Here is a 26,248-nt window from a genome sequence, read left to right as displayed (position 1 = left end):
GCGGCAGGTCAGTGTTCAGGTGGGGGAGGGCCTTTCAGTTCATTAAATCCTTACGCTTTCTGAATGCCCAGCGCCCGGCAATCAGGGTGAAGGTCGCCACCAGCGCGACCAATATCCAAAAGCCTTCCGGGTCCTGGGACAGCGGCACCCCACCCACATTCATGCCGAAAAAGCCGGCGATGATATTGATCGGCAGCGCCAGCACCGTCACCACCGTGAGGGTGAACAGCGTGCGGTTGCTCTGCTCGTTGAGGTTGGCGGCGATCTCTTCCTGCAACAGCTTGATGCGCTCGCCCAGGGCCGTGAGGTCGTTGATGATCAGCGCGAACTCTTCGGTGGATTTGCGCAACTCCTTCACGTCTTCCTTTTGCAGCCATTGCGGCGGCCGGTTGAGCAGGCGCAACAGCGAACCCGGTTCCAGCGCCAGCAGGCGTTGCAAACGCACCAGCACGCGACGCGCGGCACCGAGTTCGGCGCGGTTGGTGGACAGGCGCGAGGACAGCAACTGGTCTTCGATATGATCGACGCTGAGGCTGGTCTTGCGCACGATCTGGGTCAGCACTTCGCCCTGGTCGCGCAGCAAATGCACCAGCAACTCCAGCGGCGAGCGAAAACGTTCACCGGCCTTCACCGACGAGCGCAACTTATCCACCGAGTGCAGCGGTTGCAGGCGCGCACTGATCAGCAGGCGACTGCGCGCACACACCCACAAGGTGGATATATCCGAGGAGACCATGCTGCTGAAGTTGAACACCACATCGTTGACCACCGCCAGCAGGGCCGAATCGACATGCTCGATGCGCGTGGAGCGCGAACCTTCGTGCAGCGCTTCGAAGAACTCTTCGGGCAGTTCCAGGTGCGCTTGCATCCAGCGCTCACAGGCGGCATGGGCCAGGTTCAGGTGCAGCCAGAGAAATTCCTGCGGGTCACCGGGTTGTTGCAGGCATTGCAGGGCGGTAGCGGAATCAATCTGCTGGCCTTTTTCGCCGGGCAGAAAGCGGAAACCGTAAAGCAGGCCAAACAGGTCGGGATCCTGGTGGGCGTGATCAATGCTGTGGTTCATGGGGGCTCGCACAGAAAAAGCCTGTAGGACATTTCACAGGTCGCGTGGCCCATCATTGCAGGCAAATCTGACGTTTTTATGACGGCTTATCCAGGCGCGGGCGGCGCGCCTGGGTGCTGGCTCACGCCACTGGCAGGCGGAAGGTGAACACCGTGCCCTGCAGTTCACTGCTGCAAACGCTCAGTTCGCCGCCATGGGCGTCGGCAATCTGTTTGACGATATACAGTCCCAGGCCAAGGCCGGCCTGCGGGCCTTCGGTGGCGGGGCGTGCGTAGGGTTCAAACAGCCTCGGCAGCGCCTGCCGGTTGATCTGCCCGGCGTTTTTCACCACCAGTTCGAAGTGCGCCTGTTCAACTGTCGCACTCACTTCGATGGGACCGTCAGGGGCACCGTGGCTGACAGCATTGGCCACCAGATTAGACAGCAATTGTGCCAATCGGTCACGGTCACCCCTGATGCCTTCGACCATTCCGATCTGCGCACGGATGTCACGCTCGGGATGCACACTCTGCAATTCCGCCACCACCTGCTGCAGGGCGGTTTGCAAGTCTTCGCAGTTGCCCAACTGCAATGGAATACCGCCGCCCAGCCGCCCGCGCGCAAAATCCAGAACATCTTCTACCAACTGCGCTGCACGGCGCCCGCTGGCCAGGATATGGCGCACGATGTTGTCCGTGGCAGGGTGGGGGTGCTTACGCAGCAGGCGTTCGGCGCCAACGTTGATGGCGAACAGCGGGTTGCGCAGATCGTGACCCAGCACCGCGATGAATTGTTCGCGCAGCTGCGCCGTGTTGCGTTCTTCGCGCAGGGTGTCTTCGGTGCTCTGCTGGTTTTCCTCGGCTTCGATTTGCAGCGATAAGACCCGTGCGAACGATTCCATGGTGGACTGGATGGTGCTGCTGCGCAGCGGCGCGGGGTTCGGATCGAGGGCGCAGATGGTGCCGAAAAAACTGCCGTTGGTACGGAACACGGGGACTGAGATGTAGCTTTCGAACCTGTACATCAGTGGGGTGTGATGTGTGCGGTACAGCGGGTCCTCACTGGCATTATCGATCACCACGGACACATGGGAGCCGCGGATTTCATGGCAAATGGTGGTGGTCAGGTCCAGTTCGCCCCCCACGTCCAGGCCGAACGCCAGTTGGTCGAGCACGGCGCAGGCGGTCCAGGTGTTGTCGGTCACTCGGGCGACGGCGACAAAGCGCAGGCCGGTCATGTCACTGATGACGCGAAGCATCGCGGGCACGGCACTGATTCGGCCGATGGTGGCGATGTCGGCGGTTTTCTGCCCCATGGACGTTCTCATATTGGCGATGACGGCAGCGTAGTGCTCGGTCGATGTCGGTGAGTTTAACGACCTTGCATGGTGTAGGGCGAATTTGATCTTTGGCAGGGCAAAAAAAAGCGCCACCCGAAGGTGGCGCGTTTTTTTGGATTGAACTCAGGTATCGAGTTTGTCTTCCAGCACAGCGCCGGTCTTGGCGTCGAGCTTCACTTCGTAGTTCTTGCCGGCGGTGTCGGTCAGGTCAACTTCATAGACCAGTACGCCGCTGTTGTTGTGGTCCAACTCGGTGTCGTTGATCGTTGCGCCAGCGTGTTTGGCCACGGCCGCAGCGTTCAGTTTTTCGAATGGCATCACGGCACCGGACTTGAGCAGGCCTTCAATCTGGTCCGGGCGAATATCCGCCTGGGCCAGGCCCGCAGTCAGTGTCAGGGCAGTGGCGGCGAACAAAGCGGTCAGGGTTTTCATGGTGTGTGTCCTTCTGGTTGAGCTGTTTAAGTGGCGCCAGATTAACCGGCGCAACTTAACTCATCCTTAATGGCTCACTGACACCAACGCCTCAGTATTTATGATCGCTCAACAGGTCCTGCACGCTGGACGACGGCCAGCGCTTGTAGAACTTCAACAGTTCGCCGGCACGGTTGGTGAAGATGCCATCGACGCCGGCCTTCATCACCTTGTCGAAGTCGACCGGCTCGTCGACGGTGTAAACGTGCACCAACAGGCCCTTGTCGTGGGTCAGCTTGTTCATCTCAGGCTTGACCAGGTCGGTGTAGCTCTGGTCGCCATGGTCGGTCAGTTCTGCCGAAGGGCCGGTGCCGATGGCGCCGAGGCTTTTGGCCTGGTCGACCCATTTTTCGAATTCGGCCGCGTCTTTCGGTTCCTGCTTGGCGTAATAGGCGGCTTTGGTCGCCTCGCCGGATTCGGCGAACGTCACCTTGGACTTGGGCTCAATGCTGCCTTCACCGACCCACAACAGCAGGATCTTCGGCGTGTTGGGCATTTCTTTTTGCAGTTCTTTCAAGCTGGCCACCTCAAAGGTTTGCAGCACCACACGGCCCTTGCCCTGGCCGACGCCGGTGTTGCTCTTGCCCAGCTTGGAGCCGGCGGAGCTCAACCAGCCCTTGTCGAGCAACTTGTTTTTCAGGTCGGCTTCGATGCCCGGGAATTGCTTGGGCTCCTTGGTCTCGATGTACAGGCCCGGCTTATGTTGCGGATTGCCTTCGGCGATCTTGATGATGTCATCCAGGCTCTGGATTTTCAGGCCGACGAAACCCGGGCGTGCACGGTCCGGGTAGGCTGCGTTGAACCAGCTGCCGGCATCAAGGCTTTGCAGTTCTTTCCAAGTGAATTCGTTGGCCGGCGCGTCTTTGCGCTCGGGGAACTTGGTCGCCACGTCGGTGGTGCGCTGCAGGTTGTTGTCGTGCAGGGCGAACAATACGCCGTCCTTGCTGCGCTGCAGGTCCAGTTCCAGGTAGTCGGCGCCCAGGTCGCGCGCGACCTTGTAAGCGGCGGCGGTGGACTCGGGGGCGTCATAGGACGCGCCACGGTGGGCGATCACCGCAGGGTAGGGGATGCCTTCGTTTGTCGCCAATTCAGCCGGGCTGATCGGGTCGGCAGCCTGTGCGGGAGCAAGGCCGAGCATCAGCGCCAGCAGCACGGCACTCCCTATCGTGGTGCGCACCAGGCCGTTGGTTAACGTGACAGGCATATGGGAAGTCCTTTCGTGGAGGTAACTTTGAGAAGGCGTCCTTTTTAACAATTGATTGCGAAAGGCGCTATCACCAAACCGACATTAACCTGCGCGCGGACCAACTTTTAGGGTTTTTCTGTGATGTATTGCAGTACTCTTGGCCACAGCTGCCCCGTCAGAGGGCGGTATTTTTTGCCACGCGTGTAAACCATCTTTCCAGTCCCTGTGGGACTTTTCAGTGAGGTTTACCATGCGCATCACTTCCGAGCTTATCTGCCAGGCCGCCGACCAACTCCACGGTTTTGTTGGCCTGAATCGCAAGACTGGCCAGTACATCGTGCGTTTCAGCGAAGATGCCTTCGGCATGGACGTGGCCGATGACGGCATCATTCCCACCGCCGAGTTCGTCTGGGTCCCGGCTGCCGACCACAGCATGATCCTGTCGCGCGCGCGCATTCAGTTACTGCTGGAGCAGAATATCGACGACCGGCTCAACATCAGCGAACCGTTGCGGGTGTATATGCGCCGGGTCGAGATTCCGCAGATCAGTGCGTTGCGTAGCCTGGTCAGCTAGGCCTGCACCTGTGTGCAGGTCAACCTGGGGGAGCGGGCCTGGGGCTCACGTCGGGAATGCGTAGTCGCGTTCTACTTTGCATACGCGAGTTTGAAACGCGGTGTACCAGAGGGAACGCCCTTGCTCCCGCACCTGTCGATGCTCGGCCTGCTGTTTCCAGGCCAGGATCGCCGCTTCGCTGCTCCAGTAGGACACGGTGATCCCCAAACCCTCTTCCCGCGCCGACTCCACGCCGAGAAATCCCGGCTGTTCACGCGCCAGTTCCAGCATGCGCGTGGCGGCCTGACCGTAGCCCTGGTCGCCCTCGGTGCGCAGTGAGCTGAAAATCACCGCGTAGTAGGGTGGCGGCGGTGTCTTGGCGATCATGCCGAGGCCTCCCGGCACGCCTTGAGCAGGGCTATCGCCAGCGGCGGCGTGGTGCCTTTGAGGGCGGCGCGTTCGGGCTGGAACAGGGTGGCGACGAAAAATGGATGGCCCAGCAGCTCTATCGCGCGAAGCTCGCCAGCCGCGTCATGGCCGCCGGGGATCAACGCCCCGTCGAGCAGTGCGTGAGCGAACTGCGGATTGATACCGTAGCTGCAACGATAACCTTCGTGGATATCCAGGCTGCCGTAGGCTTGGGCGATACGCGTATTGGGTAGCAGGCGCACGGTGTCGCTGGCTTCCACCAGCGCACAGCTCAATGGCGTAATGACCGCGCGTTCGGCGTCCGGTACCAACTCGCCGTGTTCGGCATTCGCCCATCCCAGCACGTTGCGGGCATATTCGAGTACCACGTGCTGAAAACCACCGCAGGTGCCGAGGAACGGTCGCCGCTGCTCGCGGGCAAAGCGGATGGCTCGCAGCGCGCCTTCGATGTCGCGATAAGGGCTGGCAGGCACGCACCAGAAGCCGTCAAACCTGTGCAGCGAGGCCGGGGAGGTGAGGGTGTCGGTGCCGAGCCAGTGCAGGTTGACGTCAAGCTTCAGGGCTTGGGCCGCTTGTTGCAGCGCTACCGGGATGGCTTGGTGCGCAATCACGTCGGGGTTGTAATCGCCGATCAGAGCGAGGTGCAGCGGGGTGTCGTTCATCGTGTGCATCCCATGGCTTGTGGTGTCCTGGTGGGCACTATAGATTGGCGCTCACGCAATCGATATTGGCGTTTTCCCACATGGTCAATGCAGCCACGCACTATCAGCTCGACTATAACGACCTGTCGCTGGTCCTCGCTCTGGTGCGTGGCGGCACGCTGGCGCGGGCGGCGGGGTTGCTGCGCGTGGATGTGTCCACGGTGTTCCGCGCGGTACGGCGCCTGGAAGCAGCCCTGGGCCAACCGCTGTTTGAAAAAAGCCGCGCCGGCTATCTGCCCACCAGTCTGGCCAACCACTTGGCGCAACAGGCCGAGCGCGCAGAGCTTGCCCTGGAGGCTGCACGCATCGGTGTGGAGCAGGGCGGTGAAGTGATCAGCGGCACGGTGCGCCTGACCTGTTCCGACTCGGTGCTGCAAGGTTTGCTGCTACCCGCCCTGGCCAGCTTCATGGCGGACTATCCGGCGTTGATCCTGGAGCTGAGCACCTCCAACGATTTCGCCAACCTCAGCCGCCGCGATGCGGATATCGCGCTGCGCCTGACCAGGAACCCGCCGGAGCATCTTGTCGGACGTTGCCTGGGCACGGTGACGTATCAGGTGTGCGCCAGTGCCGACTATGCCCGTCGGCATGCAGGCCATGAACTCGCCGACCTGACCTGGATCGCGCCGGATGACTTCTTGCCCGACCACCCCACCGTGGCCTGGCGCCGTGAGCATCTGCCGGGCGTGCGCCCCGGTTATCGCTGCAACAGCATGCAGTCGGTGACGGAATTGGTACGCGCCGGGCTTGGGGTGGCGGCGTTGCCGGATTTCCTGATAGACGATGGCTTGCAACGCCTGGGCCCCGCTTTGGCAGGACATGACACGGCGCTGTGGCTGTTGACGCGCCCTGATTGCCGGGCGTTGCGTTCGGTGGTGACGCTGTTTGATGAGCTGGGGCGACACGTGCGCTGGCTGCGCCGTTAGGTTTTGCGCACAAAGTGCTCATGCATTTCACTGGTCAGGGTTTCGATACGCTCGGTCAGCTGTTTGGTCATTTGCGTCAACCGCGTGTTCTGCTCCAACAGTTCCAGCAGCTGTTGGGTGGTCTGTTCCGCCTGGGCCTGGCGTGCGGTATTGGCGGTGGCCAGGGCTTCGCGGTGCTGCGCGTCGGCGTCGGACTGGGCTTTGTCGCGCGCCGCCTGGCGCGTCTGGGCCAGCAGGATCAGCGGCGCGGCATACGCCGATTGCAGACTGAAGGCCAGGTTGAGCAGGATGAAGGGGTAGACGTCGAAGTGGGTGATGCCGGTCGCGTTCAGCACCACCCACAGCACCACAATGGCGGTTTGCGCGCCAAGGAACGTTGGGGTGCCAAAGAAGCGCGCGAAGGCTTCGGCCTTGAGGGCAAAGGTATCGTTGCCAAAGGTCGGCGCCAGGTGAGCGTGGTGGCGATGGAAGCGCAGGTGGTCGACAGGGATCGGGTCGGGTTTATCTGAGGTCATGGCAGGCTCGAGTCGAGGGCGTAAGGCTTACGCACTATAGACCGAGCCTCCCGGCCAGGCACATGAAGAAGCCGTCAGCGATTGCCCCGCTCGTTGGCGAACGCGCTCACCGCCTGCACGGCCTCGCTGGTGCCTTCACGAATCTGCAGGATCACCGTACCGGCCTGGTTGGCCAGCTCCACGCCCTGGGCCGCACGGTCGCGGGTGGCGTCCATGCTGTCGATGGCCTGGCGGGTTTCGTCCTGGATCATGGCGATCATGCCGGAAATTTCCATCGTGGAGCCGCTGGTACGCGCCGCCAATTGGCGGACCTCATCGGCGACCACGGCAAAGCCACGGCCTTGCTCGCCCGCACGGGCGGCTTCGATGGCGGCGTTGAGGGCCAGCAGGTTGGTCTGGTCGGCGATCCCGCGAATGGTGTTGACGATGGTGGTGATCTGTTGCGAGCGCTCGCCCAGCTTGGCGATCAGTTGCGAGGAAGCGTCAATATCCACGGCGATTTCGCGCATGCCGGTGGCGGTTTTCTGAATCACGTCGGCGCCTTTTTCGGCCATGTCCTGGGTATTGAGCGACAGGTGATACGCCTGCGCAGCGCTTTGCGCGTCAGCGGCATGCTGTTGCACACGGGCGGTGACGTCCGACGCAAACTTCACCACCTTGCACAGACGCCCGCTGGCGTCGTACACCGGGTTGTAGTTGGCTTCGAGCCACAGCGTGTTGCCGTGTTTGTCCACGCGCTCGAACTGGCCGTTGAACAGTTCACCCTGGTTCAGACGTTTCCAGAATTCGCTGTAGGCGGCGCTGCCGGCCAGCTCTGGTGTGCAGAACAGGCGGTGATGCTTGCCCTGGATCTGCGCCAGGCTGTAGCCCATGCGCTGCAGGAAGTTCGCATTGGCGGTGATGATGGTGCCATCGAGGTTGAACTCGATCATCGCCATGGCGCGGTCGATGGCTTGCAGCTTGGCGTTGGCTTCACTTTCGGCCTGCAGGCGTGGGGTGACGTCCATCGCGTATTTCACCACTTTGATCACGCGGCCGGTTTCATCCTTTACCGGGTTGTAACTGGCTTCCAGCCACACCGATTGGCCATTGGCGCCCACTCGCTCAACGGTGCCCGACTCGAATTGGCCGTTGCGTAGATGCGTCCACAGCTGGTTGTACTCTGCGCTACGGGCGAACGCCGGTGTGCAGAACAGGCGGTGGGGTTGGCCCAGGATCTGTTCGGCGCGATAGCCCATGGTCTTGAGGAAATTGTCATTGGCGCGCAGCACCGTGCCCTGCGTGTCGAATTCGATGACCGCCATGGAGCGCTCGATCGCGTCCAGCAGGCTGGCTTGTTGGGCATTGGTGTGTTGCAAGGCGGTGATGGTTTTTTTGTAAGCATTGAATAGCATGGTCGGAAGCTCGAGCAGGCATGCGTATGAGGATTCCATGTAGATGCGCCTGACCCCGTAGGGCATCTGGGCCTCACGGTTGACTTGCTCATTGCCAGCTTCCTTGTGCTGACAGAGGGGTGGAACAACGGGTTCAGAGTGATCGGCCGGCCGAGAAGTTCGCCGCTTTGGGGGCGTATTTCATGACCATGCGACCAATGGCGGCATTATGCTATCGCGGCAGGCTGGGGGAATAAAATTCAGACGAAGCGTTGTAAGACGACTCAGGCCGGACGGCGTACCGTCAGCGGTGAGCATTGACCTCATAACCTGCCAGGAACAGATCGATTGCCGATTCGATCACATTGGCCTGGGACGCTGCATCCAGGGTAGGTTGGCCAAGGGTAATCTGCGGCCAGAATGCGAAGGCCTTGAGCAGGCTTTGTACCTGGTGGGCGGCGAACGCCGGGTCGTCGCCACTCAGCCGGCTGTCTTCCTGGGCGGCGCGTATCCACAGGGTAAAGCCTTCTTCACGGGCGCTCAGGCGGTTGACCATGTCCTGGGCACGTGCCGGCGAATGAATGGTGGCCGCAATGGCCACGCGCGCCAGGTCGAGGAAGTTGGTATCCGACATCATCTTCATTTTCGCTTCCAGCAACTGGCGCAATTGATCGCGCAAGGGTTGGTCGCGGCTGTAGGCCACATCCAGTTGCGCGGCGCTGCTGGCCCACAATTTGTGCATGATTTCGGCAAACAGCTCTTCTTTACTGGGGAAGTGGTTGTACACCGTACGCTTGGAAACCCCGGCAGTGGCGGCGATCTTGTCCATGCTGGTGACCTCGAAGCCATTGGCGCGAAATTCGGCAATGGCCGCCGTTACGATAGCTTCGCGTTTACGGTCGGTGAGGCGTGGGGAGGCATTCATGGAGGGCGTTCGGCTCGAAGATGAAGTTACACTCGGTAGTTTACTTGTTCAGGATTTTGTTGCAATGTAGAAACTACACTGTGCAGTGTAATTCATCAGCAGACGTAGGAGTCACTGTGTAATGGGCACCCTTTCAACCCGTCTCGATCCCGCACCCACTGCGCGCAAGCCTGCCGAGCGGGAGCAGGGGCATTTTCATAACGATGCGCCGGTGCCGCACGGTGGCTTTGGCAAGACCTTGCGTATCTTTTGGAACATGTTGTTCAACAAACCGCGTACTACAAGGCCTGTGGGCAATATCCCGGTACAGCGTCTGACCCGCGAACACCTGATGGCCGCCCCTGACCACAGTGTGTTCCGCCTGGGCCATTCAACCGTGTTGCTGAAAATGCGCGGTAAGTTCTGGATCACCGACCCGGTATTCGCCGAGCGCGCCTCGCCGTTCAGTTGGGCCGGCCCCAAGCGTTTCCACCAGCCGCCTATCAGCCTTGAAGAGTTGCCGCCGTTGGAGGCGGTGATCCTGTCCCACAATCACTACGACCACCTTGACCGCGCGGCGGTCGTGCAACTGGCCGACAAGACGCGCTACTTCCTGGCGCCTTTGGGCGTGGGAGACACGCTGATCAAATGGGGTGTGGATGCCGATAAAGTGCGGCAACTGGACTGGTGGCAGGGCACCGAGGTCGATGGCATTCGTTTTGTTGCCACGCCGGCGCAGCATTTTTCCGGGCGTGGCCTGTTTGATGGCAACCAGACCCTGTGGTGTTCCTGGGTGATGATCGATGACGCGCGGCGGATTTTTTTCAGCGGCGACACGGGGTATTTCGACGGTTTCAAGCGGATCGGCGAGCAATACGGACCGTTTGACCTGACCCTCATGGAGACCGGGGCCTACAACGTCGACTGGCCTCACGTGCATATGCAGCCGGAGCAGACATTGCAGGCGCATATCGACCTCAAGGGCCGTTGGCTGCTACCGATTCACAACGGTACGTTCGACCTGGCGTTCCACGCCTGGCACGAGCCGTTCGACCGCATCATGGCGCTGGCCTGGGAACGCAATGTGTCGATCACCACCCCGGCCATGGGGCAGGCTTTCAGGCTCAGCCAGCCCGAGCGAGGGCATGCGTGGTGGCTGGAAGTAGAGAGTCATGATGCAAAAGAACACGCTGCGGGCTAATTGAAGAGCGTGTGGAAAAAGGTATTTTCAGGGTGTTTCAACGCTGCGACAAACGTCGGAAGGGAGTGCGATGATCCCTCGGAAATTTAATTTCGGGGAGACGTTGTCATGAGCGACGACTGCAAGAAACTATGGCGATTGGGCATACCCTGCTTCTCGGCGGCGTCGCACGCCGTTGAGCAGGGGAGCGTTGATCCTGGCTCTGCCAGCACCACGGCGGCGCATACCGATAACACCAACCCCGGTGCTATCGTCTTCGGTACCGCACGCGCTGAGGGCGCGGTGCTCATACCCGGCTACAATGCGTTGGCGCCCATGATCAAACCCCCGCGCGACCCGGCTTTATCACTGATCGCCATCAGTGGTGTCGACCCCACTGAGCCTGTGATGGTTGAAGTCCCCCTGGTGCAAAACAACAGTGCTTCGCGTGCATCCCTGGTACTGGAGGGGTGGCGTATCGGTTATGCCAGCCGCTATGTACGCGGTGGTCATATCGAACCTGCCGACCACAGTGCGACCCTGCAGCGAGCGTTCGTCATCCTGCGCCAAGCGGGCGTGCAGTTGGTGGCAGTGGACGCGCAGTGTACGAGCGACCCGCTTGAATCCGGCACGGCCATTGATGAGCTTGCGACCCGCCATCGTCTGGATGCCTTGATATCAGACGAGCAAAGCCAGGCGTTTCATGCCGCCTGCAGAAGCGGCTACCCCAGTGGTTGCCAGGCACTGGAAGACGGGGCCAGGCTCTGGTTTTATGGGGCTCGCTGGGCAAGTGAGCGGGTGACGGTTGTGCTGCGAACTTATGCTCAGCTGATATCACCCCGCGCACCTACAGCGGCTATGGAATGATCATACCGGGCGGTAGGATTAGCCTGTACAGCGCTGCCGGAACGACCTCTTAGACTGCTGTCGGGTTATCGCAAGATAACCCTCATTCAGTCACTTACAGGGGTATTTCATGATCGGACCCGTTTCGGCAGGTGGGTGGGCGTCAGGCCTGTTGCAAGAACTTTCAAATCCGCCGCAGGGCTTCAAAGGCGCCTGTCAAATGGCAGGGGAGATGGCCAGCCAGGGCGGGGTCACCTCAGAGTCGCTGGTGAAGGACTCATTCAGACAAATCGCTAATATTGACCGTGGCCTGCAGGGCGGTAACGCGTTTGTAGAAACCAACCCGGATGCCCTCAACGACGCCAGGGCTCGCGATCTGGAACGTAAAAGAGGCCATGTGCGCGGGTATTTGCACGGCGTTCCCATTGCCCTCAAGGACGTGTTCGAAACCAGGGACCGTATGCAAACAAGCGGTGGTTCCAGGGCTTTGGTGGGAAAGGCGGCGACTAAAAATGCCAGGGTTGTGGACAACTTGCTGGGGGCGGGGGTGGTGGTTGTCGGTAAAACCAACATGAGCGAACTGGCCAACTTCCGCTCTGAACTGCCCGTGGATGGCTGGAGTTCGCGAGGCGGCCAAACGCTGAACCCACATCGCCTGGGCGGGGTGGTAGCAGGGTCGAGTTCAGGCTCCGCCGTGGCAGTTGCACAGGGGCATGTACCGCTGGCGTTGGGGGTGGAAACCAGCGGATCGGTCATTACGCCAGCGGCTTATAACGGCGTTTTTGGCTTGAAAACCTCCGTAGGCTTGCTGAGCAACGAAGGTGTCATGACCAGTTCACGCATGGATACGATTGGCACATTCACCCGCAATGTCTGCGACGCGGCAGAAGCGCTCAACGCCATGGCCGAGACCCGTGTGTACACCGAAGGCCTGCGCTCCGATGCGTTGAAGGGCAAGCGCATCGGCTACACGCCGGTGCCTGAATTGTCCGAAGAGGATGCAAAGGACCCCGCGAAGCGCGCCGACAGCAAGCATTACGCAGAGGCGCTTGAGGTGCTGCGGTCTCAAGGTGCGATCCTGGTGCCCGTCGGCACCCTCGAGGAGGGCGTCGAAGAGCAAACCTACAGCGATTACAACGAAGCGTTGTTTTCAGACGTCAAGCATCACTTGGAAGAGTATCTCGCCGGACGCGAAGGCTTGCCGGTCAAATCGATTAGCGATCTGATTGCATTCAATCAGCGTACCCAGCAACCGGGTGAGCCTGATCACAAGCTGCTTGAGATTATCAATGGCCTGGAAACGACTCAGGACCAGCGCGATGAGCTGTGGGAGAGCGTCCTCCCTCTTTTTCAGAAAACCATCGATGATCCGATGAAAGAGCACAAGCTCGACGCCATGGTGTCGAATTTCCTCTCGAACAATTATTTTTTCACCGCAGCGGCAGGCTACCCCGGAATGTCCGTTCCGTCCGGCATGGATGACGAAGGTATGCCAACTGCACTTTACCTTTACGGGGCGGCTAACAGCGAGGCGACATTACTGTCGGCTGCCTACGTTTATGAGCAAGCCACACAGGCGATCAAAAAACCGGCATTCCTCCCCGGCACTCCGTTTACGCCGGCACCCGTAACGGTAGATAACGCCGCTGAGGTACCTGCAGGCAACGTCTGAATGTGATCCAACCTCTGCCCGATGGCATACGGCAGAGGTTGTCCCTCTGTGGTCAACCGACAAATAATGCATAGAGCTGCGCCACTGCTGGCCCAACGTCGGCGTGGCTTGAACTCAATGTCATGGAGAGAAAACCATGGCCTGTAGAATTCACATCCTTGGCGCTGCGGGCGCCGGTACGTCCACCCTGGGCAAGGCGTTGGCCGACTGCCTGAATGTGGCCTTTTTCGACTCGGACTTCTATTACTGGCAGCAAACCCCGGAGCCGTTCTCTGCTGCCCGACCCAAAGGTGAGCGCATCCGCCTGCTGCAGGAACACACCGCACGCCATGAAGGTTGGGTGTTGTCCGGCTCGCTATGCGGATGGGGGGATACCATGATCCCGCTGTTCACCCACGTGGTCTTTCTGCGCCTGGACCCCGACGTCCGCCTGCATCGCCTGCGCGTGCGAGAACAGCAGCGCTACGGCGACCAGATACTCGAAGGCGGCAGCCGCCATGCAAACAGCGCGGCATTTCTTGACTGGGCCGCGCGTTACGACGACGGCAACCACAGCCTGCGCAGTTTGCGTCGGCATGAAAGCTGGTTGAAACCACTGAGTTGCCCGGTGATCCGGCTGGACTCTACGCGCCATTCGGTTGAGGCGTTGTTGACTCAATTGATGCAGTGGGTGAGCCCAGCAACCGGGAGATAATGCCAGGTGTGGCAGGCTCGGCCGATACGATGTCGAACCGGCGTTTGCTCATTCCCCATCCGGGTGCAAACCCCGGGAAAAACACCAGCCCTTGGGCCTCCAGGCAAAACGCCAGGGCCAGTCGAGTTTCATCCTCGACATCGCCATGGCTCTCCAGTTGTTGAACGGCCTGCACCGCCACGCCAGCCTGGCGGGCCAGTTCTTCGCGGCTCCAGCCCAACATGACACGGGCCTGGGCGCTGTGTTTGGCGGTGAATTGATGAAGGACGATCTGCTGTTCTACGAAAGAGCTCATTGCCAGAGAGGACATGGGGATTTCTCCAGGTTCGACAGGGGAGGCACAACTATACTGTGTTTTTATACAGTTGTTCCTACCGCTCATCAACTCAGGGCAATGGCTGGCGTTCCAGCTTGCGCCTACTCCACGCCGGGCGCCTCGCGAATGATCAGGTGATCCAGGTTTTCAATATCGGCACTGAATACCCCGAACGTCTGCTCGGGGTTCTTCTTGCTCGGCACGTGCTTGAGCTGCGGCGTGACGCCATAGAAAAAGCAATACAGCGCTTGTTCGCTGGCAGCTGCGGCCTTGATCTGCTCCAGAAATGCCATGCGCTTGCGATAGTGCTCGATGAGCTTTTTGCTCAGGTAGACGTTGACGGCGTAGGGCTTTTTGTCGAGCCATACCTTCTTTTCGAAGTCGATGCGAAAGCTGCTGGTGTAGTCGTTGATGGCCTTGATCCTGCCCCAGTAGATCAGGCCCTTGTTGTCCTGCAGGTATTCGATTTTTTTGAAGAACGCCCAGTACGTCGCCGTGTGCTCGCCGATTTTCAACGGCATTGATTTGAGCTTGTCCTTGTCATCGATATTTGACACGTAGCACTCCACCGGGTGGGCGAATACGCTGGTTTTGTCCGGGGTGGTGTCGTTGTTGCCGTGGGATGTGGCGACGCGATTTGAAGGGGTCTTCGTTGATTCTTGCAGGGCGACGTTCTCGGTGCCTGTCAGGTGGCTCTTACGTTCGTATTGACGCCGCGTCAGCACAAACTCCGACGGGAAGTTTTCCTCGCGATCGTCATCGCTTTCTCCGGTCGCGTTCCGGTGCACGCTGGCGTAGCGGCAACCTTCGATATGCCGGGTGCCGGTCTTGTTCTTGAAGTGCGGCGTGCGCTTGTAGTTGAGGTTCTTTGCGTTGAACGTACTCAGGGTATTGCCGGTATCGAACGCCGCGCGGCAGACATCGTTGGGGCACAGAAAGTGGTCTGTGTCGGAATCGAAATCGGCGGTTTCGTCGAAATTCAGGTCTCGTACGTCATAGATCGACAGCTTGTCATCGAGACTCAGGCTGTAGGCCGTGTCGAATTTCATGGGGCTCGGGTCCGTGAGAGGTTTGGCTATTAATAGCGAGAACCTGCGCAAATATCAGCAAGAACTTGCAACCCGTCGCCCACTCAGGAAACACAGGGTTCCGCCGGCGGCGGTCAATGCCGCCAGGGCATAAAACATGCTGGCCGGCGTCGCATTGATCAGCAGGTACCCACACATCACCGGGCTCATCGCTCCGCCAAACGCCGCCAGGTTCTGCGCGCCGTAGTAGCTGCCCCGCAGTGCATCGGGGGCGATGGTGTCGATAAACAGAAATTCTGCGGGGTAGATAATCATCTCGCCCAAGGTGAATACGAACATCGCCAGGCACCAACTGACCAGGCTGTCGGCCAGGCTGAACCCCATCAACCCGAGAATAAACAGCAAGGTGCCCAGCGCAATCCAGTGGCGTAACTGCTCGCGTTTGAGAAAACGGCCAATCTGGTACTGCAGCAAAATCACCGTGATGGCGTTGCAGGCCAGCACGGCGGACAGAATCTTCAAGGCGGCTGCGGGCTTGTAGGCAACCAGTAGAAACTGCGACAGATACAGGGTGTAGCGCCCGTGGACAATGGTGCTCAACAAACTGCCGCTGGTGAAGAGGATCAGCGTGCGGTCGCTGCGCAAGGTCTGCAGGGTGCGCAGAAAGCTTTGCGGTTTATGACGGGTATCCCGTGCGGTCGGGGCAATGCCGACCATCAGGAACAGGCTGCCAAAAGCAATCGCGCTGGCGATCAGGAACGGCGCCCAAGGCAGTTGGCCGGCGATCACCACGCCGACCATGGGGCCGGTGGCATAGCCGACGTTGGTCAGGGTGTAGCGCAGGGAAAACACTTTGGCGCGCTCACCCACCGCGAGGTTTTCGCTGATGATCGCCTTGGAACCGATCAGGAACAGCGCCGACGCGGCTTCAGTGATCACCAGGGTCAGGGTGGTGAGGTAGAGGTTGCTGGCAAACGTTAGCAACAGAAAACCGATGGAGCTGGAGAGCATGGCCAGGATCAGCAGCTTGCGCTTTTCCAGGCGGTCGATGATGTAGCCGCCGTACAGACCGAGCAACGTGGCGATAAACACGGCAACGCCCATCAGCAGGCCGATGTCCTGCTGGTTGAGGCCCAGGCGGGTACTCAGCCAGAGGGCCAGCAGTGGGCTGGTCATGGAACGGCTGACCACGATGGTCACCGAGCAAATCAACAGGCGGCGAATTACCAGGGAGTAGGTGGCCACGGTGGGGGAGAGCATCCTTGTTTTTGCTTATGAACACACAGATCCAATGTGGGAGGGGCTTGCCCTCCCACATTTTCAGACCTCGTTTCTACTGGCCCGCATTGATGCTGATCTTCTCGACCGCACCTTGCTCCAGATCCCACTTCTTCAAAATCTTGCCGTAGGTCCCGTCATCGATCATGCCCTGCAATGCTTCACTGATCGCGGCGACCAACTCAGTATTGCTCTTCTCGATCCCAAGCCCGGTGAACTGCTTGGAAATCGCCAGCCCCACCGGCTTGTACTTGCCCTTGTCCAGCGACATCAGATAAGGAATCGTCTCGCTGCCCTGCATCGCCGCATCCAGACGGTTCTGCTGCAACTGCGCGCGCGCATCGGCCGAGCCTTCGGTGCCGATCACCACGATCGCCGGCTTACCTGCGGCTTCGCAGTTTTCCTTGCTCCACGCGGCAATTTCCGAAGGCCAGGTGGTACGGCGGCTGGTGCCGACTTTTTTACCGCACAGGTCAGTCAATTCCTTGATCTCTTCACGCTTGGCCAGGGTGTACAACTGCGGGCCGCTGGTGAAGTAGTCGATAAAGGTCACCGATTTCTGACGCTCGGCGGTGTCGCTCATGCCCGACAGCACGATGTCGACGCGCTTGGTGGTCAGGCCGCTGAGCATCTGCTCGAACCCGGTTTCCTGCCACTTGATCTTCACACCCAGACGTTCGGCCAGGGCGTTGCCCAGGTCGAAGTCAAAGCCGGTGAGCTTATTGGTGGCCGGGTCCTTGAAATCCATCGGCGGGTAGTTCGGCACGATGGCTGCGCTGATTTCACCCTTGTCCTTGATGGCTGCGGGCAAGGCCGCGAACACCGCGCTGGAAGCCATCAGGCCGGCGAGCAACGAAGGAATAAACATCTTTTTCATGGGGGCGTTCTCGTTAGTTTTTTAGTTAAGTGCGAACGGCAGAAATAAAGCTTTGGGTACGCGGGTTTTGTGGGCTTATTAGAATGTCTTCGGGGCTGCCGGCTTCCACAATCTGGCCGGCATCCATAAACACCATGCGGTTGGACACTTCACGGGCAAAGCCCAACTCATGGGTGACCACGATCATGGTCATGCCGGTGGTGGCCAGATCGCGCATCACCGACAGCACTTCGCCTACCAGCTCCGGGTCGAGGGCTGACGTGGGTTCGTCAAACAGCATCAGCTTGGGGCGCATCGCCAACGCGCGGGCGATCGCCACACGCTGCTGCTGGCCGCCGGACAACTCCACCGGGTAGGCATTGCGCTTGTCCGCCAGGCCCACGCGGGCCAGCAACTCCAGCGCATCCTCGGTGGCCTCCTTGGGCGAGCGCTTGAGCACCTGGCACGGGCCTTCGATGATGTTTTGCAGCACGGTCATGTGCGGGAACAAATTGAAACGCTGGAACACCATGCCGGTGGCCAGGCGCTGCCTTGCGATCTGCACTTCGTTCATCTCGTGCAGCTTGTTGCCGACCACCCGGTAACCGACCAGTTCGCCGTCGACCCACAGGCCGCCTTTGTCGATTTTTTCCAACTGGTTGACGCAACGCAGCAGGGTGCTTTTACCCGAGCCGGATGGGCCGATGATGCACATCACTTCGCCTTGCTCGACCTCGATATTGATGTCGCGCAGCGCGTGATACTGGTCGTAATACTTGTTCAGGTTGACGGCCTTGACGATGCTTCTCATGGGGGCAAATCTCCTCAACCCAGACTTACGAGCGCTTGCCGGCGCCGCGGGCAAAACGACGCTCGAGGCGGCTTTGACCAAAGGAAAGAACCGTCACCACCGCCAGGTACCAGATGCCGGCCACCATCAGCAGCTCCATGACCCGCGCGTTGGCGTAGTAGATGTTTTGCGCGTTGTGCAGCAGCTCCGAATACTGGATCACGCTGGCCAGGCTGGTCATTTTCACCATGCTGATGAACTCGTTGCCTACCGGCGGAATGATCACGCGCATGGCCTGCGGCAGAATGATCCTGCGCAGCGCCTGCAGGCTCGGCATGCCGATCGACTTGGCCGCTTCGTACTGGCCGGTGTCCACCGACAACAGCCCGGCGCGCACCACCTCGGCGGTGTAGGCGCCCTGGTTGATGCTGAGGCCGAGCAGGGCGGCCACGAACGGCGTCATCAGGTCGACGGTGTCGAGGCTGAACAGGCCGGGAATGGCGATCACCGGGAAGATCAGCGCCAGGTTGAACCACAACAGCAGTTGCAGAATCAACGGAGTACCGCGAAACAACCAGGTGTAAGTGATCGCCACGTAGCGCAGGATCGGGTTGGCCGACATGCGCATGATTGCCGTGATTACCCCGATGATCACGCCCAGCGCCATCGCCAGGATCGACATGATGATGGTATTGGCCAGGCCCCAAAGAATGGCTTCAGACGTCAGGAACTGCCCGATGTAGGACCATTCGATCTGACCATCGGCAAACGCACGCAACAGCGCCGCCAACGCAATCACGATCAACGTGGCAAAAAACATCCGCCCGTAATAACGCCGCGGTACGTGCTCGTACTGCGTGATATCGAACTGATTCTCGGACAACTTGCGCTCTATCTCCAAGCGCTCGGCCGGGGTTTGGTTCATGGTGATTCTCCAAAAATTTTGCTTGATGCTGATCGTTCCCACGCAGAGCGTGCTGATCGTTCCCACGCTCTGCGTGGGAATGCCGCCCCGGACGCTCCGCGTCCCGCGCATAATGTGGCGACGCGGAGCGTCACGGGATGCATTCCCACGCAGAGCGTGGGAACGATCGTCAAATCCTGAATCCCTGATAACTCCCAGCCCATACCTGCTGCTCAGCCAACGCCACCTTCAACCGCCCAATCTGCTCCTTCACCCGCTCCGGTGCCGTCCCGCCCCACCCGCTGCGCGCCGCAATCGCCGCCTCCAGGGTCAAGCAATCGCGCACCTCAGGTGTGAGTCGCGCATTCACCTGCGCCAGCATCGCCGGCGAGGCTTCCCACAACTCAATCTCATGCTTCTCACAGGCCTGCACCAACGCGCCGGTAATCTCATGTGCTTCTTTAAACGGCACGCCCCGGGTGGCCAGCCAATCCGCCACCTCAGTGGCCAGGGTAAAACCCATCGGCGCCTGCCGCCGCAGTTCGTCGACCTGCACCTTCATGGTCGCGACCATCCCGGCCATCGCCGGCAACACCAACAGCAAGGTGTCCACGCTGTCCAACACGCTGTGCTTGTCTTCGCTCAAATCACGGTTGTACGACAGCGGCAACGACTTGAGCGTCGACATCAACCCGGTCAGGTTGCCAATCAAACGCCCGGCCTTGCCCCGCGCCAGTTCGGCAATGTCCGGGTTCTTTTTCTGCGGCATGATCGAGCTACCGGTAGCGTAGGCATCATCCAATACCACCCAGCGAAACTGGCGCGACGACCACAGGCAAAACTCCTCCGACAGCCGCGAAATATTCACCCCGAGCATGCCCGCCACAAACAGAAACTCCGCGACATGGTCGCGGCTGGCGACAGCGTCGATGGAGTTTTCGCACGGCCCGGTGTAACCCATTTCCTTGGCCGAATACTGCGGCTGGCGTGCAATCGCCGAACCCGCCATCGCCGCCGCGCCGAGGGGCGACAACGCCGTACGCGCATCCCAATCCACCAGGCGCTGCACATCGCGCAGCATCGACTGCGCATGGGCCAGCAAGTGGTGGGCGAACACAATCGGCTGCGCCTGCTGCAGATGGGTGAAGCCGGGGCAGATGCTCTCAATATGCTGCTCGGCCTGCTCGACCAATGCCTGCTGCAACCCCAGCACCTCGGTGGCGATGGTGCGCGCATGGTCACGCAGGAACAGGCGCAGGTCGTTGGCCGTCTGGTCATTGCGCGAACGCCCGGCGCGCAGCTTGCCGCCCAGGGCGCCGAGGCGCTCGGTCAATACGCGTTCGATAAAGGTGTGAACGTCTTCGTCATCCAGGGTTGGATGCAGGCGGCCGGCGGCGAAGTCATCGCCGATACGGTCCAGGGCTTCCAGCGTGCGCAGGGTCTCCGACTCATCCAGCAACCCGGCGCGCTGCAACTCACGGGCATGGGCACGGGAGCCGGCCAGATCGTAGGGAGTGAGGCGAAAATAAGGCTCGGGGCAGCGTGACAACGTGGCCAATGCCGCAGACGGACCGGTCTTGAAACGAGCGCCCCAAAGGCGGTCGGTGGGCTGGGACATGGGTATTCCTCACGCTTGTTTTTAGAAGAGTCGGAGGCAGTAACAAGAAAATTTCAACGCGTTGGAACCGGCGTCTGACGCGCCGTATTCAAGGTTGCCAAGGGCGGATGTTTATGTTCATTATCGCCGCCTGGCTATGTTCAAGGATTGGGTTCAAGCCTGTTGAATATGGCACTCGAGGTCAACGCGCATTATGGAAACCCCACTTTCCACTTCTGGAAACCTGCCCCCCAAACCCGGCACACGACCACCGCTGCAACTGAGCGGGCTGGACTTCAAGTTGCTGCGGGTATTCATGGCCGTGGTCGAGGCCGGCGGTTTCAGTGCCGCGCAGAACGAGCTGAACGTGGGCCTGGCGGCCATCAGCAAACAGATCTCCGACCTCGAGATTCGCATCGGTATGCGCCTGTGCACACGGGGCCGGGAAGGCTTCGGGCTGACCGAAGAAGGCAAGTTGGTGTATCAAGCGTCCATTGAGTTATTTACCTCAGTGGACAGTTTTCGCGACAAGCTTAGTTCAGCGCAAAACGAGCTGATTGGTGACCTTAGTGTGGGCGTTATTGATAACACCGTCTCCGACATTAACTCGCCGCTTATTGCCGCCTTGCGCACCTTGCACAGCGAATCGCCAAAGATCAGATTGCGCCTGCACGCCTCGCAATTGGATGAAGTTGAGCGCGGCGTCGTGGAAGGGCGCCTGGTCGCCGGCATCGTCCCGGTGTACCAACGTCGCGAAGAATTCGACTACTTCCCACTCTACGAAGAAAAGGCCCACGCCTACTGCGCCGTAGGACATCCGCTGTTTACCGCAAACGACATCTCGCCCGAGGTACTGCGCCAATACGAAGTGGTCAACCACCGCTACGCCATCCACCGCGACAAGCCCAACTTCGTCAACCACGACAGCCAGTCCGCCTCAGCCTCCCAAGTGGAAGCCGTCGCCATCCTGATCCTCACCGGCCGCTTCCTGGGCTTTCTGCCGGAACACTACGCCGCGCCGTTGGTAAGGGAAGGGCGCCTGCGTGCCCTATGCCCGGAGCGGGTCCACCTGAGCACCGCGTTCAACCTGATCCTGCGCCACAACGCGCCAAGAAGCCCGATGGTCAAAGCCTTCGCCACGGCGCTGGGCGTGGACCTGAAGACGCCGCTCTAAGCCCAGTCAAAGATCAAATGTGGGAGGGGTGGAGCTTCAGCGAGGCAGCGATGGGATCACCGCGTTCTAGCTGGCGAGCGCGCTATGTGTAGCGACATATTTTCTGCATAGGCGGCAAGCCTATTGTCTTCAACATCCCGTAGGAGGGTGTCTATGCATCACACAAATCACTTCAAGGAACCTCTCCGTCAGCCGCTTGTGGGTAATCGAAAAAAGACCAAAATAACGACCTGTTTTAAAAGGAGAGATCTCCATGCAACTTGTTTTGGCTGACGTGGCCGTCAGCGTATCCGAACTCAAAAAGAACCCTTCATCCGTCATGAACGGAGCCAACGGCTCGGCGGTGGCTGTCCTCAACCATAATCGCGTGATGGGTTATATGGTCCCGGCTAGCGTATACGAGGCGATGGTTGAGCGCCTTGATGAGCTGGAACTGGTGCAATTGGTCAAGGAGAGGCTGGACGCCAAGGAGGCACCGATTCGGGTGTCCCTTGATGAGCTGATTGCTGAGGCAGAGGCGGATATCGCCAATGGGCATTGAGTTTAGTATTGAGTGGGATCCGAAGGCGTTAAAGGAACTCAAGAAGCTGCACGGTACAATTCGTCATCAGTTTTTGCGCAAACTTCAGGAGCGCCAAGATCACCCGCGGGTTCCAGCTGACGCGCTTTATGGAATGAAGGATTGCTACAAAATCAAATTACGTGGTGCCGGCTTTCGGCCGGTCTACCGTGTTGAAGGCGATCGAATAGTCATCCTCGTATTAGCGGTGGGTAAGCGGGAACGTAGCACTGTCTACGATTCGGCCAAGAGCCGATAAGCAACCGACGAGGTCTGTTTCACAGCCCCTCCGTACGCTACGTAACCCGGTGGTAGAGTTCACCCGGCTATTTCAGAAAGTTGAGGGGCCGGAAAGCTTTTCGCTGTTCGTCTAGACGCCGCATCACCGCTGCAACCGAGCCCGCCTTTTCTTCTTCGCATGAAAATGCCGAAAATGCGCATCCTGCGCCGCCGCCAGCAACTCCCGATCCCCACGCGTATCGCCCCAGGCCCTGAGCCGATACTCCCCCAGGTCCCCATACACCGCTTCAAGCCGCAGCACCTTGTTCTCACAGCGGCAATTATTCCCCGTGAGCTTACCGGTCAGCACCCCGTCCACCACCTCAAGCTCAGTCCCGATCAAACGGATCCCCAGCCGATCGGCAAATGGCTGCAACACCAACGCCGGCGACGCCGAACACAGCGTCACTACCGCGCCCGAGCCCAACTCCTGCTCCACCGACAACACCCCCGCCGGACGCATCAACCGCGCCCAATTGCGCTGGCAATACTCCTCGGCCTTCTGCTGCACCCACGCCTTCTCCACCCCGGTCATAAAGGTGCGAATCAACTGCGCCTTCAACTCATCCCGGCTGATCTGCCGCACCAAAAAACGCAGCCCCGGCACGGCCAGCTTCACCATCCGGCCATAAAACGCGCCAGTGCCAAAGGCAAACTTGAGGAAGGGCACGAAACTGTCGTGGTGGGTGAGGGTGCCGTCGAAGTCAAAGACGGAGAGTACTTTGGCGTCGATGGGGCCGGCTTCGAGCATGTCTGGGTTCACGGGTTGGCCTCGGTCCTATCTAGTATTTTTTGAATGTGCATCAGGTGTGACAGCAGGAGTCTACTCCCGTGCCAATCTTCCGATTTTGGCGTAAAGCCCTTCGGTGAAAGCCTCCCGATCGCTCGACCGGTGACAACGCTGATGGCAATTGGGGCACAAGGCTACAGCATTGCTGATGCGATCCGAACCCTTCTGGGCGAGGTGCTTGACGTGATGTACTTCAAGAAATGGTAGTCCGTCGACCTCGAACGGCGCGTTTGAACCGCAGCCTTCGCAGATGCCGTTGGCTTCTTTCAACACCCAAGCGCGTACTTTCGGGTCGCGAACGAAGGCTGTGCTGAACGTGGATACCTTCTGCGGTTGGGCAATGCCGTCCGGGAGTTTTGAGAAGGTTTGCTGCTGCAGTTTGGACGCGCGGCGGATAAGCGTTTGCTCATCGGCGGTTTGGGCAGCGTCTTCGGATTCGAACACGCCCTGTGCAGTGAGGGCGTGGCGGATGCGTTGCTCTACGCCGGAGCCCACGTTCTTGGCGGGTTTATAGCCCTCAATACGATCCCAACCCATACGGACCAGCACGGTGGAAATGTTTTGCATACGGAATTCGATGGAGCCCTTCGCACGGCCTGCCACCGGGCCTTCGCGTAGAAGCCGGTTCTCGAGGGCTTTGTTGAAAAGTTGGCCGCTCTTTTCCCAGGCCAACATCTTTAGATACGCCTCGACCGCCGCTGCCAGCTCCGCGTCGCTCCAATCCGTTTTGTCTTTCGTAATGTCCATGCAGCCGCCGAGGGTGGAAAACCCTCGGACGATACTGAGTAGCCATTATGGCGTCTACGAAATTTCCTACTTGTCCGTAGGAAACGCCGGGCGAATATGTCAGTAGACTCGCTGACTGATTCGGAGCGATTGTATGAGCTTGCGCCACCACGGCGTGTTCTCGGTCTCTTTCCGGTAGGTTCTATTCACCAGCAAATACGGCATGTCTCGAAGACGAATCCAGCCCTCATCCTGCCAATGCAACAGGTTCAACGACATCTCGGGCCAATCCAGCATGCTCAATAAGGGGCGCTCCATCGTTCGTGCCTGGCGATTGTCTCGCAACGTCGGAACAACTTCGTGAGTCAGCCAGCTACGTAGTAAGCGGTTTCCCGGTATGTAGTGATAGACCAGTAATGCATAGGCGCCGGATTCACTGATCATTAACATTTCTTCCGGCTGACCGTGGAATAGCAGGTTTATGGTTCTTTTTTGATCTTCATCAAGCTTGCGAGTCGTTCGCTGATCCAAGCGCCATCCCATCAAACGACCAAGATCGCGAGCGCAGAACCAAGGTTGGTTTTCCAGCAGAAGAGTATGTAAATGAAGACTGTGACGAGTGAAAACAATGGCGATAAACGGTTCAGCCGCGACTGCTTCTTCAGCGACCGGTAAGTTGGATTGATGTTGTTTGGACATTCCCTATGACCTCTACGTGGTTTCTGAAGGGCCAGAACCCAGCGTAGAGAGTGGGGTTTTAAGAAACTCCAACCGACCAAGCCTCATTGCAGCGTGAATTCCGCATGACTGACATCGAGCGGAATTTTTGCTGTGTGAGTTAGGCTTGCTTCTACGTTGGGCGTTTCTTAGGCACCGGCGGATGAGCCTAGGTAACATCGACATTCGCATCAACCCTTCCATGGATGATCGTCTTGTAGGAGGGGTCCTATTCAAGTCAGCGTGCATAAAAAAGCCCTGAACAAGTCAGGGCTCTTTAGTGTTAATTGGCTTGGAAATCAGTCCCAGCTCAACGCCCCACCCGTCTGATACTCAATCACGCGGGTTTCAAAGAAGTTTTTCTCTTTCTTCAAATCCATAATCTCGCTCATCCACGGAAACGGATTCGTCGTCCCTGGATACTCTTCTTTAAGACCAATCTGCGACAACCGACGGTTAGCGATGAACTTGAGGTAGTCCTCCATCATCGCCGCATTCATCCCCAGCACCCCACGCGGCATGGTATCCCGCGCATATTCAATCTCCAGCTGCGTCCCCTGCAGGATCATCTGGGTCGCTTCTTCCTTCATCTCGGCATCCCACAAGTGCGGGTTTTCGATTTTGATCTGGTTGATCACATCGATCCCGAAGTTCAGGTGCATCGACTCATCGCGCAGGATGTACTGGAACTGTTCGGCCACGCCGGTCATTTTGTTGCGGCGGCCCATGGACAGGATCTGGGTGAAGCCGCAGTAGAAGAAGATGCCTTCCAGTACGCAGTAGTAGGCAACCAAGTTGCGCAGCAGCTCTTTGTCGGTGTCGACGGTGCCGGTTTCGAACTTCGGATCGGAGATCGAGCGGGTGTACTTCAGGCCCCAGGCGGCTTTTTTAGCGACCGATGGGATCTCGTGGTACATGTTGAAGATCTCGCCTTCATCCATGGCCAACGATTCAATGCAGTACTGGTAGGCGTGGGTGTGGATCGCTTCTTCGAAGGCCTGGCGCAGGATGTACTGGCGGCATTCGGGGTTGGTGATCAGGCGGTACACGGCCAGCACCAGGTTGTTGGCGACCAGGGAGTCGGCGGTGGAGAAGAAGCCGAGGTTGCGCATGACGATGCGACGTTCGTCGTCGGTCAGGCCTTCGGGGTTTTTCCACAGGGCGATGTCGGCGGTCATGTTGACCTCTTGCGGCATCCAGTGGTTGGCGCAGCCGTCGAGGTATTTCTGCCAGGCCCAGTCGTACTTGAAGGGCACGAGTTGGTTGAGGTCGGCGCGGCAGTTGATCATGCGCTTTTCGTCGACGGCGACGCGGGCGGAGGCGCCTTCGAGTTCGGCGAGGCCTTCGGCGACGTCGAGTTTGTCCAGTTCGGCCTTGGCGCGTGCGATGGCGGCCGAATCACT

Annotated in this window: 29 protein-coding genes; 9 read left to right on the top strand and 20 right to left on the bottom strand. The window is 59.3% G+C overall.

Annotated elements, in window-relative coordinates; genetic code table 11:
• Window positions 1-34: 34 nt before the first annotated feature.
• The 4 genes from BFP93_RS22655 to BFP93_RS22640 form a co-directional block, all read right to left on the bottom strand.
• Window positions 35-1,063 (bottom strand): transporter, encoded by a 1,029-nt coding sequence (locus BFP93_RS22655; protein ID WP_065887744.1) that lies wholly within the window; start codon window positions 1,061-1,063, stop codon window positions 35-37.
• A gap of 121 nt (window positions 1,064-1,184) precedes the next feature.
• Window positions 1,185-2,357: a sensor histidine kinase gene (locus BFP93_RS22650; protein WP_065895011.1), complete on the bottom strand. Its 1,173-nt coding sequence runs from the start codon at window positions 2,355-2,357 to the stop codon at window positions 1,185-1,187.
• A gap of 147 nt (window positions 2,358-2,504) precedes the next feature.
• Window positions 2,505-2,813, bottom strand: coding sequence for a PepSY domain-containing protein (locus tag BFP93_RS22645; protein ID WP_065887745.1), 309 nt, complete (start codon window positions 2,811-2,813; stop codon window positions 2,505-2,507).
• Window positions 2,814-2,904: 91 nt separating this feature from the next.
• Entirely contained in the window at window positions 2,905-4,056 is a 1,152-nt protein-coding gene (locus tag BFP93_RS22640) for a glycerophosphodiester phosphodiesterase family protein (RefSeq protein WP_065895010.1), read from the bottom strand.
• 232 nt (window positions 4,057-4,288) lie between these two features.
• On the opposite strand from BFP93_RS22640, the gene BFP93_RS22635 reads away from it, so the two are divergent.
• Window positions 4,289-4,612: a DUF2025 family protein gene (locus tag BFP93_RS22635; protein WP_065895009.1), complete on the top strand. Its 324-nt coding sequence runs from the start codon at window positions 4,289-4,291 to the stop codon at window positions 4,610-4,612.
• A 45-nt stretch (window positions 4,613-4,657) separates the two neighbouring features.
• Here BFP93_RS22635 and BFP93_RS22630 read toward each other — a convergent pair whose 3' ends face one another.
• Together BFP93_RS22630 and BFP93_RS22625 are read right to left on the bottom strand one after the other, a co-directional pair.
• Window positions 4,658-4,978, bottom strand: coding sequence for an antibiotic biosynthesis monooxygenase family protein (locus tag BFP93_RS22630; RefSeq protein ID WP_065895008.1), 321 nt, complete (start codon window positions 4,976-4,978; stop codon window positions 4,658-4,660).
• Window positions 4,975-5,682, bottom strand: coding sequence for a CTP synthase C-terminal region-related (seleno)protein (locus tag BFP93_RS22625; RefSeq protein ID WP_065895007.1), 708 nt, complete (start codon window positions 5,680-5,682; stop codon window positions 4,975-4,977). The genes BFP93_RS22630 and BFP93_RS22625 overlap by 4 nt, the downstream gene beginning before the upstream one ends.
• Window positions 5,683-5,762: 80 nt before the next feature.
• Here BFP93_RS22625 and BFP93_RS22620 point away from each other — a divergent pair, with 80 nt between their 5' ends.
• Complete coding sequence (locus tag BFP93_RS22620) at window positions 5,763-6,647, top strand: LysR family transcriptional regulator (RefSeq protein ID WP_065895006.1); 885 nt, start codon at window positions 5,763-5,765, stop codon at window positions 6,645-6,647.
• Here the strand turns inward: BFP93_RS22620 and BFP93_RS22615 are convergent.
• From BFP93_RS22615 to BFP93_RS22605, 3 genes are all read right to left on the bottom strand, one after another.
• A complete protein-coding gene (locus tag BFP93_RS22615; protein ID WP_065895005.1) occupies window positions 6,644-7,162 on the bottom strand; it encodes a DUF1003 domain-containing protein in 519 nt (172 codons plus the stop codon). The two genes, BFP93_RS22620 and BFP93_RS22615, sit on opposite strands and share 4 nt — an antisense overlap.
• Before the next feature lie 74 nt (window positions 7,163-7,236).
• Window positions 7,237-8,556, bottom strand: a complete 1,320-nt coding sequence (locus tag BFP93_RS22610; RefSeq protein ID WP_065895139.1) for a methyl-accepting chemotaxis protein — start codon at window positions 8,554-8,556, stop codon at window positions 7,237-7,239.
• Between the two features lie 283 nt (window positions 8,557-8,839).
• The gene (locus BFP93_RS22605) at window positions 8,840-9,460 is read right to left on the bottom strand and encodes a TetR/AcrR family transcriptional regulator (RefSeq protein ID WP_065895004.1); all 621 of its coding nucleotides are present in this window, start codon (window positions 9,458-9,460) and stop codon (window positions 8,840-8,842) included.
• Window positions 9,461-9,581: 121 nt separating this feature from the next.
• Here BFP93_RS22605 and BFP93_RS22600 point away from each other — a divergent pair, with 121 nt between their 5' ends.
• The 4 genes from BFP93_RS22600 (at window position 9,582) to BFP93_RS22585 (ending at window position 13,831) form a co-directional block, all read left to right on the top strand.
• Complete coding sequence (locus BFP93_RS22600; RefSeq protein WP_065895003.1) at window positions 9,582-10,640, top strand: MBL fold metallo-hydrolase; 1,059 nt, start codon at window positions 9,582-9,584, stop codon at window positions 10,638-10,640.
• A gap of 108 nt (window positions 10,641-10,748) precedes the next feature.
• Window positions 10,749-11,486, top strand: a complete 738-nt coding sequence (locus BFP93_RS22595; RefSeq protein ID WP_176717577.1) for a hypothetical protein — start codon at window positions 10,749-10,751, stop codon at window positions 11,484-11,486.
• A 199-nt stretch (window positions 11,487-11,685) separates the two neighbouring features.
• Window positions 11,686-13,137 (top strand): amidase family protein, encoded by a 1,452-nt coding sequence (locus tag BFP93_RS22590; RefSeq protein WP_065895002.1) that lies wholly within the window; start codon window positions 11,686-11,688, stop codon window positions 13,135-13,137.
• Window positions 13,138-13,273: 136 nt separating this feature from the next.
• Window positions 13,274-13,831, top strand: a complete 558-nt coding sequence (locus tag BFP93_RS22585) for an AAA family ATPase (RefSeq protein ID WP_065895001.1) — start codon at window positions 13,274-13,276, stop codon at window positions 13,829-13,831.
• Here the strand turns inward: BFP93_RS22585 and BFP93_RS27860 are convergent.
• From BFP93_RS27860 to argH, 7 genes are all read right to left on the bottom strand, one after another.
• Entirely contained in the window at window positions 13,761-14,141 is a 381-nt protein-coding gene (locus BFP93_RS27860; RefSeq protein ID WP_083205712.1) for a helix-turn-helix domain-containing protein, read from the bottom strand. The genes BFP93_RS22585 and BFP93_RS27860 overlap by 71 nt on opposite strands.
• Before the next feature lie 107 nt (window positions 14,142-14,248).
• Window positions 14,249-15,196, bottom strand: coding sequence for a hypothetical protein (locus BFP93_RS22575; protein WP_065894999.1), 948 nt, complete (start codon window positions 15,194-15,196; stop codon window positions 14,249-14,251).
• Between the two features lie 54 nt (window positions 15,197-15,250).
• Window positions 15,251-16,420, bottom strand: a complete 1,170-nt coding sequence (locus tag BFP93_RS22570) for an MFS transporter (RefSeq protein ID WP_065887776.1) — start codon at window positions 16,418-16,420, stop codon at window positions 15,251-15,253.
• 88 nt (window positions 16,421-16,508) lie between these two features.
• The gene (locus BFP93_RS22565; RefSeq protein ID WP_065894998.1) at window positions 16,509-17,330 is read right to left on the bottom strand and encodes an ABC transporter substrate-binding protein; all 822 of its coding nucleotides are present in this window, start codon (window positions 17,328-17,330) and stop codon (window positions 16,509-16,511) included.
• A 25-nt stretch (window positions 17,331-17,355) separates the two neighbouring features.
• On the bottom strand, window positions 17,356-18,120 hold the full coding sequence (locus BFP93_RS22560; RefSeq protein ID WP_065887758.1) for an amino acid ABC transporter ATP-binding protein: 765 nt from the start codon (window positions 18,118-18,120) through the stop codon (window positions 17,356-17,358).
• 25 nt (window positions 18,121-18,145) lie between these two features.
• The gene (locus BFP93_RS22555) at window positions 18,146-19,024 is read right to left on the bottom strand and encodes an amino acid ABC transporter permease (protein ID WP_065894997.1); all 879 of its coding nucleotides are present in this window, start codon (window positions 19,022-19,024) and stop codon (window positions 18,146-18,148) included.
• 169 nt (window positions 19,025-19,193) lie between these two features.
• The gene (gene argH, locus BFP93_RS22550; RefSeq protein WP_065894996.1) at window positions 19,194-20,621 is read right to left on the bottom strand and encodes an argininosuccinate lyase; all 1,428 of its coding nucleotides are present in this window, start codon (window positions 20,619-20,621) and stop codon (window positions 19,194-19,196) included.
• A 193-nt stretch (window positions 20,622-20,814) separates the two neighbouring features.
• Here argH and BFP93_RS22545 point away from each other — a divergent pair, with 193 nt between their 5' ends.
• The 3 genes from BFP93_RS22545 to BFP93_RS22535 all read left to right on the top strand — a co-directional run bounded on the left by BFP93_RS22545 (window position 20,815) and on the right by BFP93_RS22535 (window position 22,592).
• A complete protein-coding gene (locus BFP93_RS22545) occupies window positions 20,815-21,774 on the top strand; it encodes a LysR family transcriptional regulator (protein WP_065894995.1) in 960 nt (319 codons plus the stop codon).
• A gap of 253 nt (window positions 21,775-22,027) precedes the next feature.
• Window positions 22,028-22,315 (top strand): type II toxin-antitoxin system Phd/YefM family antitoxin, encoded by a 288-nt coding sequence (locus tag BFP93_RS22540; RefSeq protein WP_065894994.1) that lies wholly within the window; start codon window positions 22,028-22,030, stop codon window positions 22,313-22,315.
• Window positions 22,305-22,592 (top strand): type II toxin-antitoxin system RelE family toxin, encoded by a 288-nt coding sequence (locus BFP93_RS22535; protein ID WP_370737809.1) that lies wholly within the window; start codon window positions 22,305-22,307, stop codon window positions 22,590-22,592. Before BFP93_RS22540 ends, BFP93_RS22535 begins: the two co-directional genes overlap by 11 nt.
• Before the next feature lie 123 nt (window positions 22,593-22,715).
• Here BFP93_RS22535 and BFP93_RS22530 read toward each other — a convergent pair whose 3' ends face one another.
• From BFP93_RS22530 to BFP93_RS22515, 4 genes are all read right to left on the bottom strand, one after another.
• Window positions 22,716-23,363 carry an HAD-IB family hydrolase gene (locus BFP93_RS22530; RefSeq protein ID WP_065887762.1) on the bottom strand — a complete coding sequence of 216 codons (648 nt, stop codon included), beginning with the start codon at window positions 23,361-23,363 and terminating at the stop codon, window positions 22,716-22,718.
• Window positions 23,364-23,435: 72 nt separating this feature from the next.
• Complete coding sequence (locus tag BFP93_RS22525) at window positions 23,436-24,149, bottom strand: HNH endonuclease (protein ID WP_065894993.1); 714 nt, start codon at window positions 24,147-24,149, stop codon at window positions 23,436-23,438.
• Between the two features lie 99 nt (window positions 24,150-24,248).
• Entirely contained in the window at window positions 24,249-24,827 is a 579-nt protein-coding gene (locus tag BFP93_RS22520) for a BRO-N domain-containing protein (protein ID WP_065894992.1), read from the bottom strand.
• A gap of 317 nt (window positions 24,828-25,144) precedes the next feature.
• On the bottom strand, window positions 25,145-26,248 hold a 1,104-nt coding region (locus BFP93_RS22515), incomplete at its 5' end, for a ribonucleotide-diphosphate reductase subunit beta (protein ID WP_065892591.1).

Source organism: Pseudomonas sp. 44 R 15, from assembly GCF_900004965.1.
In the GTDB taxonomy this organism is placed as follows: domain Bacteria; phylum Pseudomonadota; class Gammaproteobacteria; order Pseudomonadales; family Pseudomonadaceae; genus Aquipseudomonas; species Aquipseudomonas orientalis_A.
This window is presented reverse-complemented; position numbering and strand designations above follow the sequence as displayed.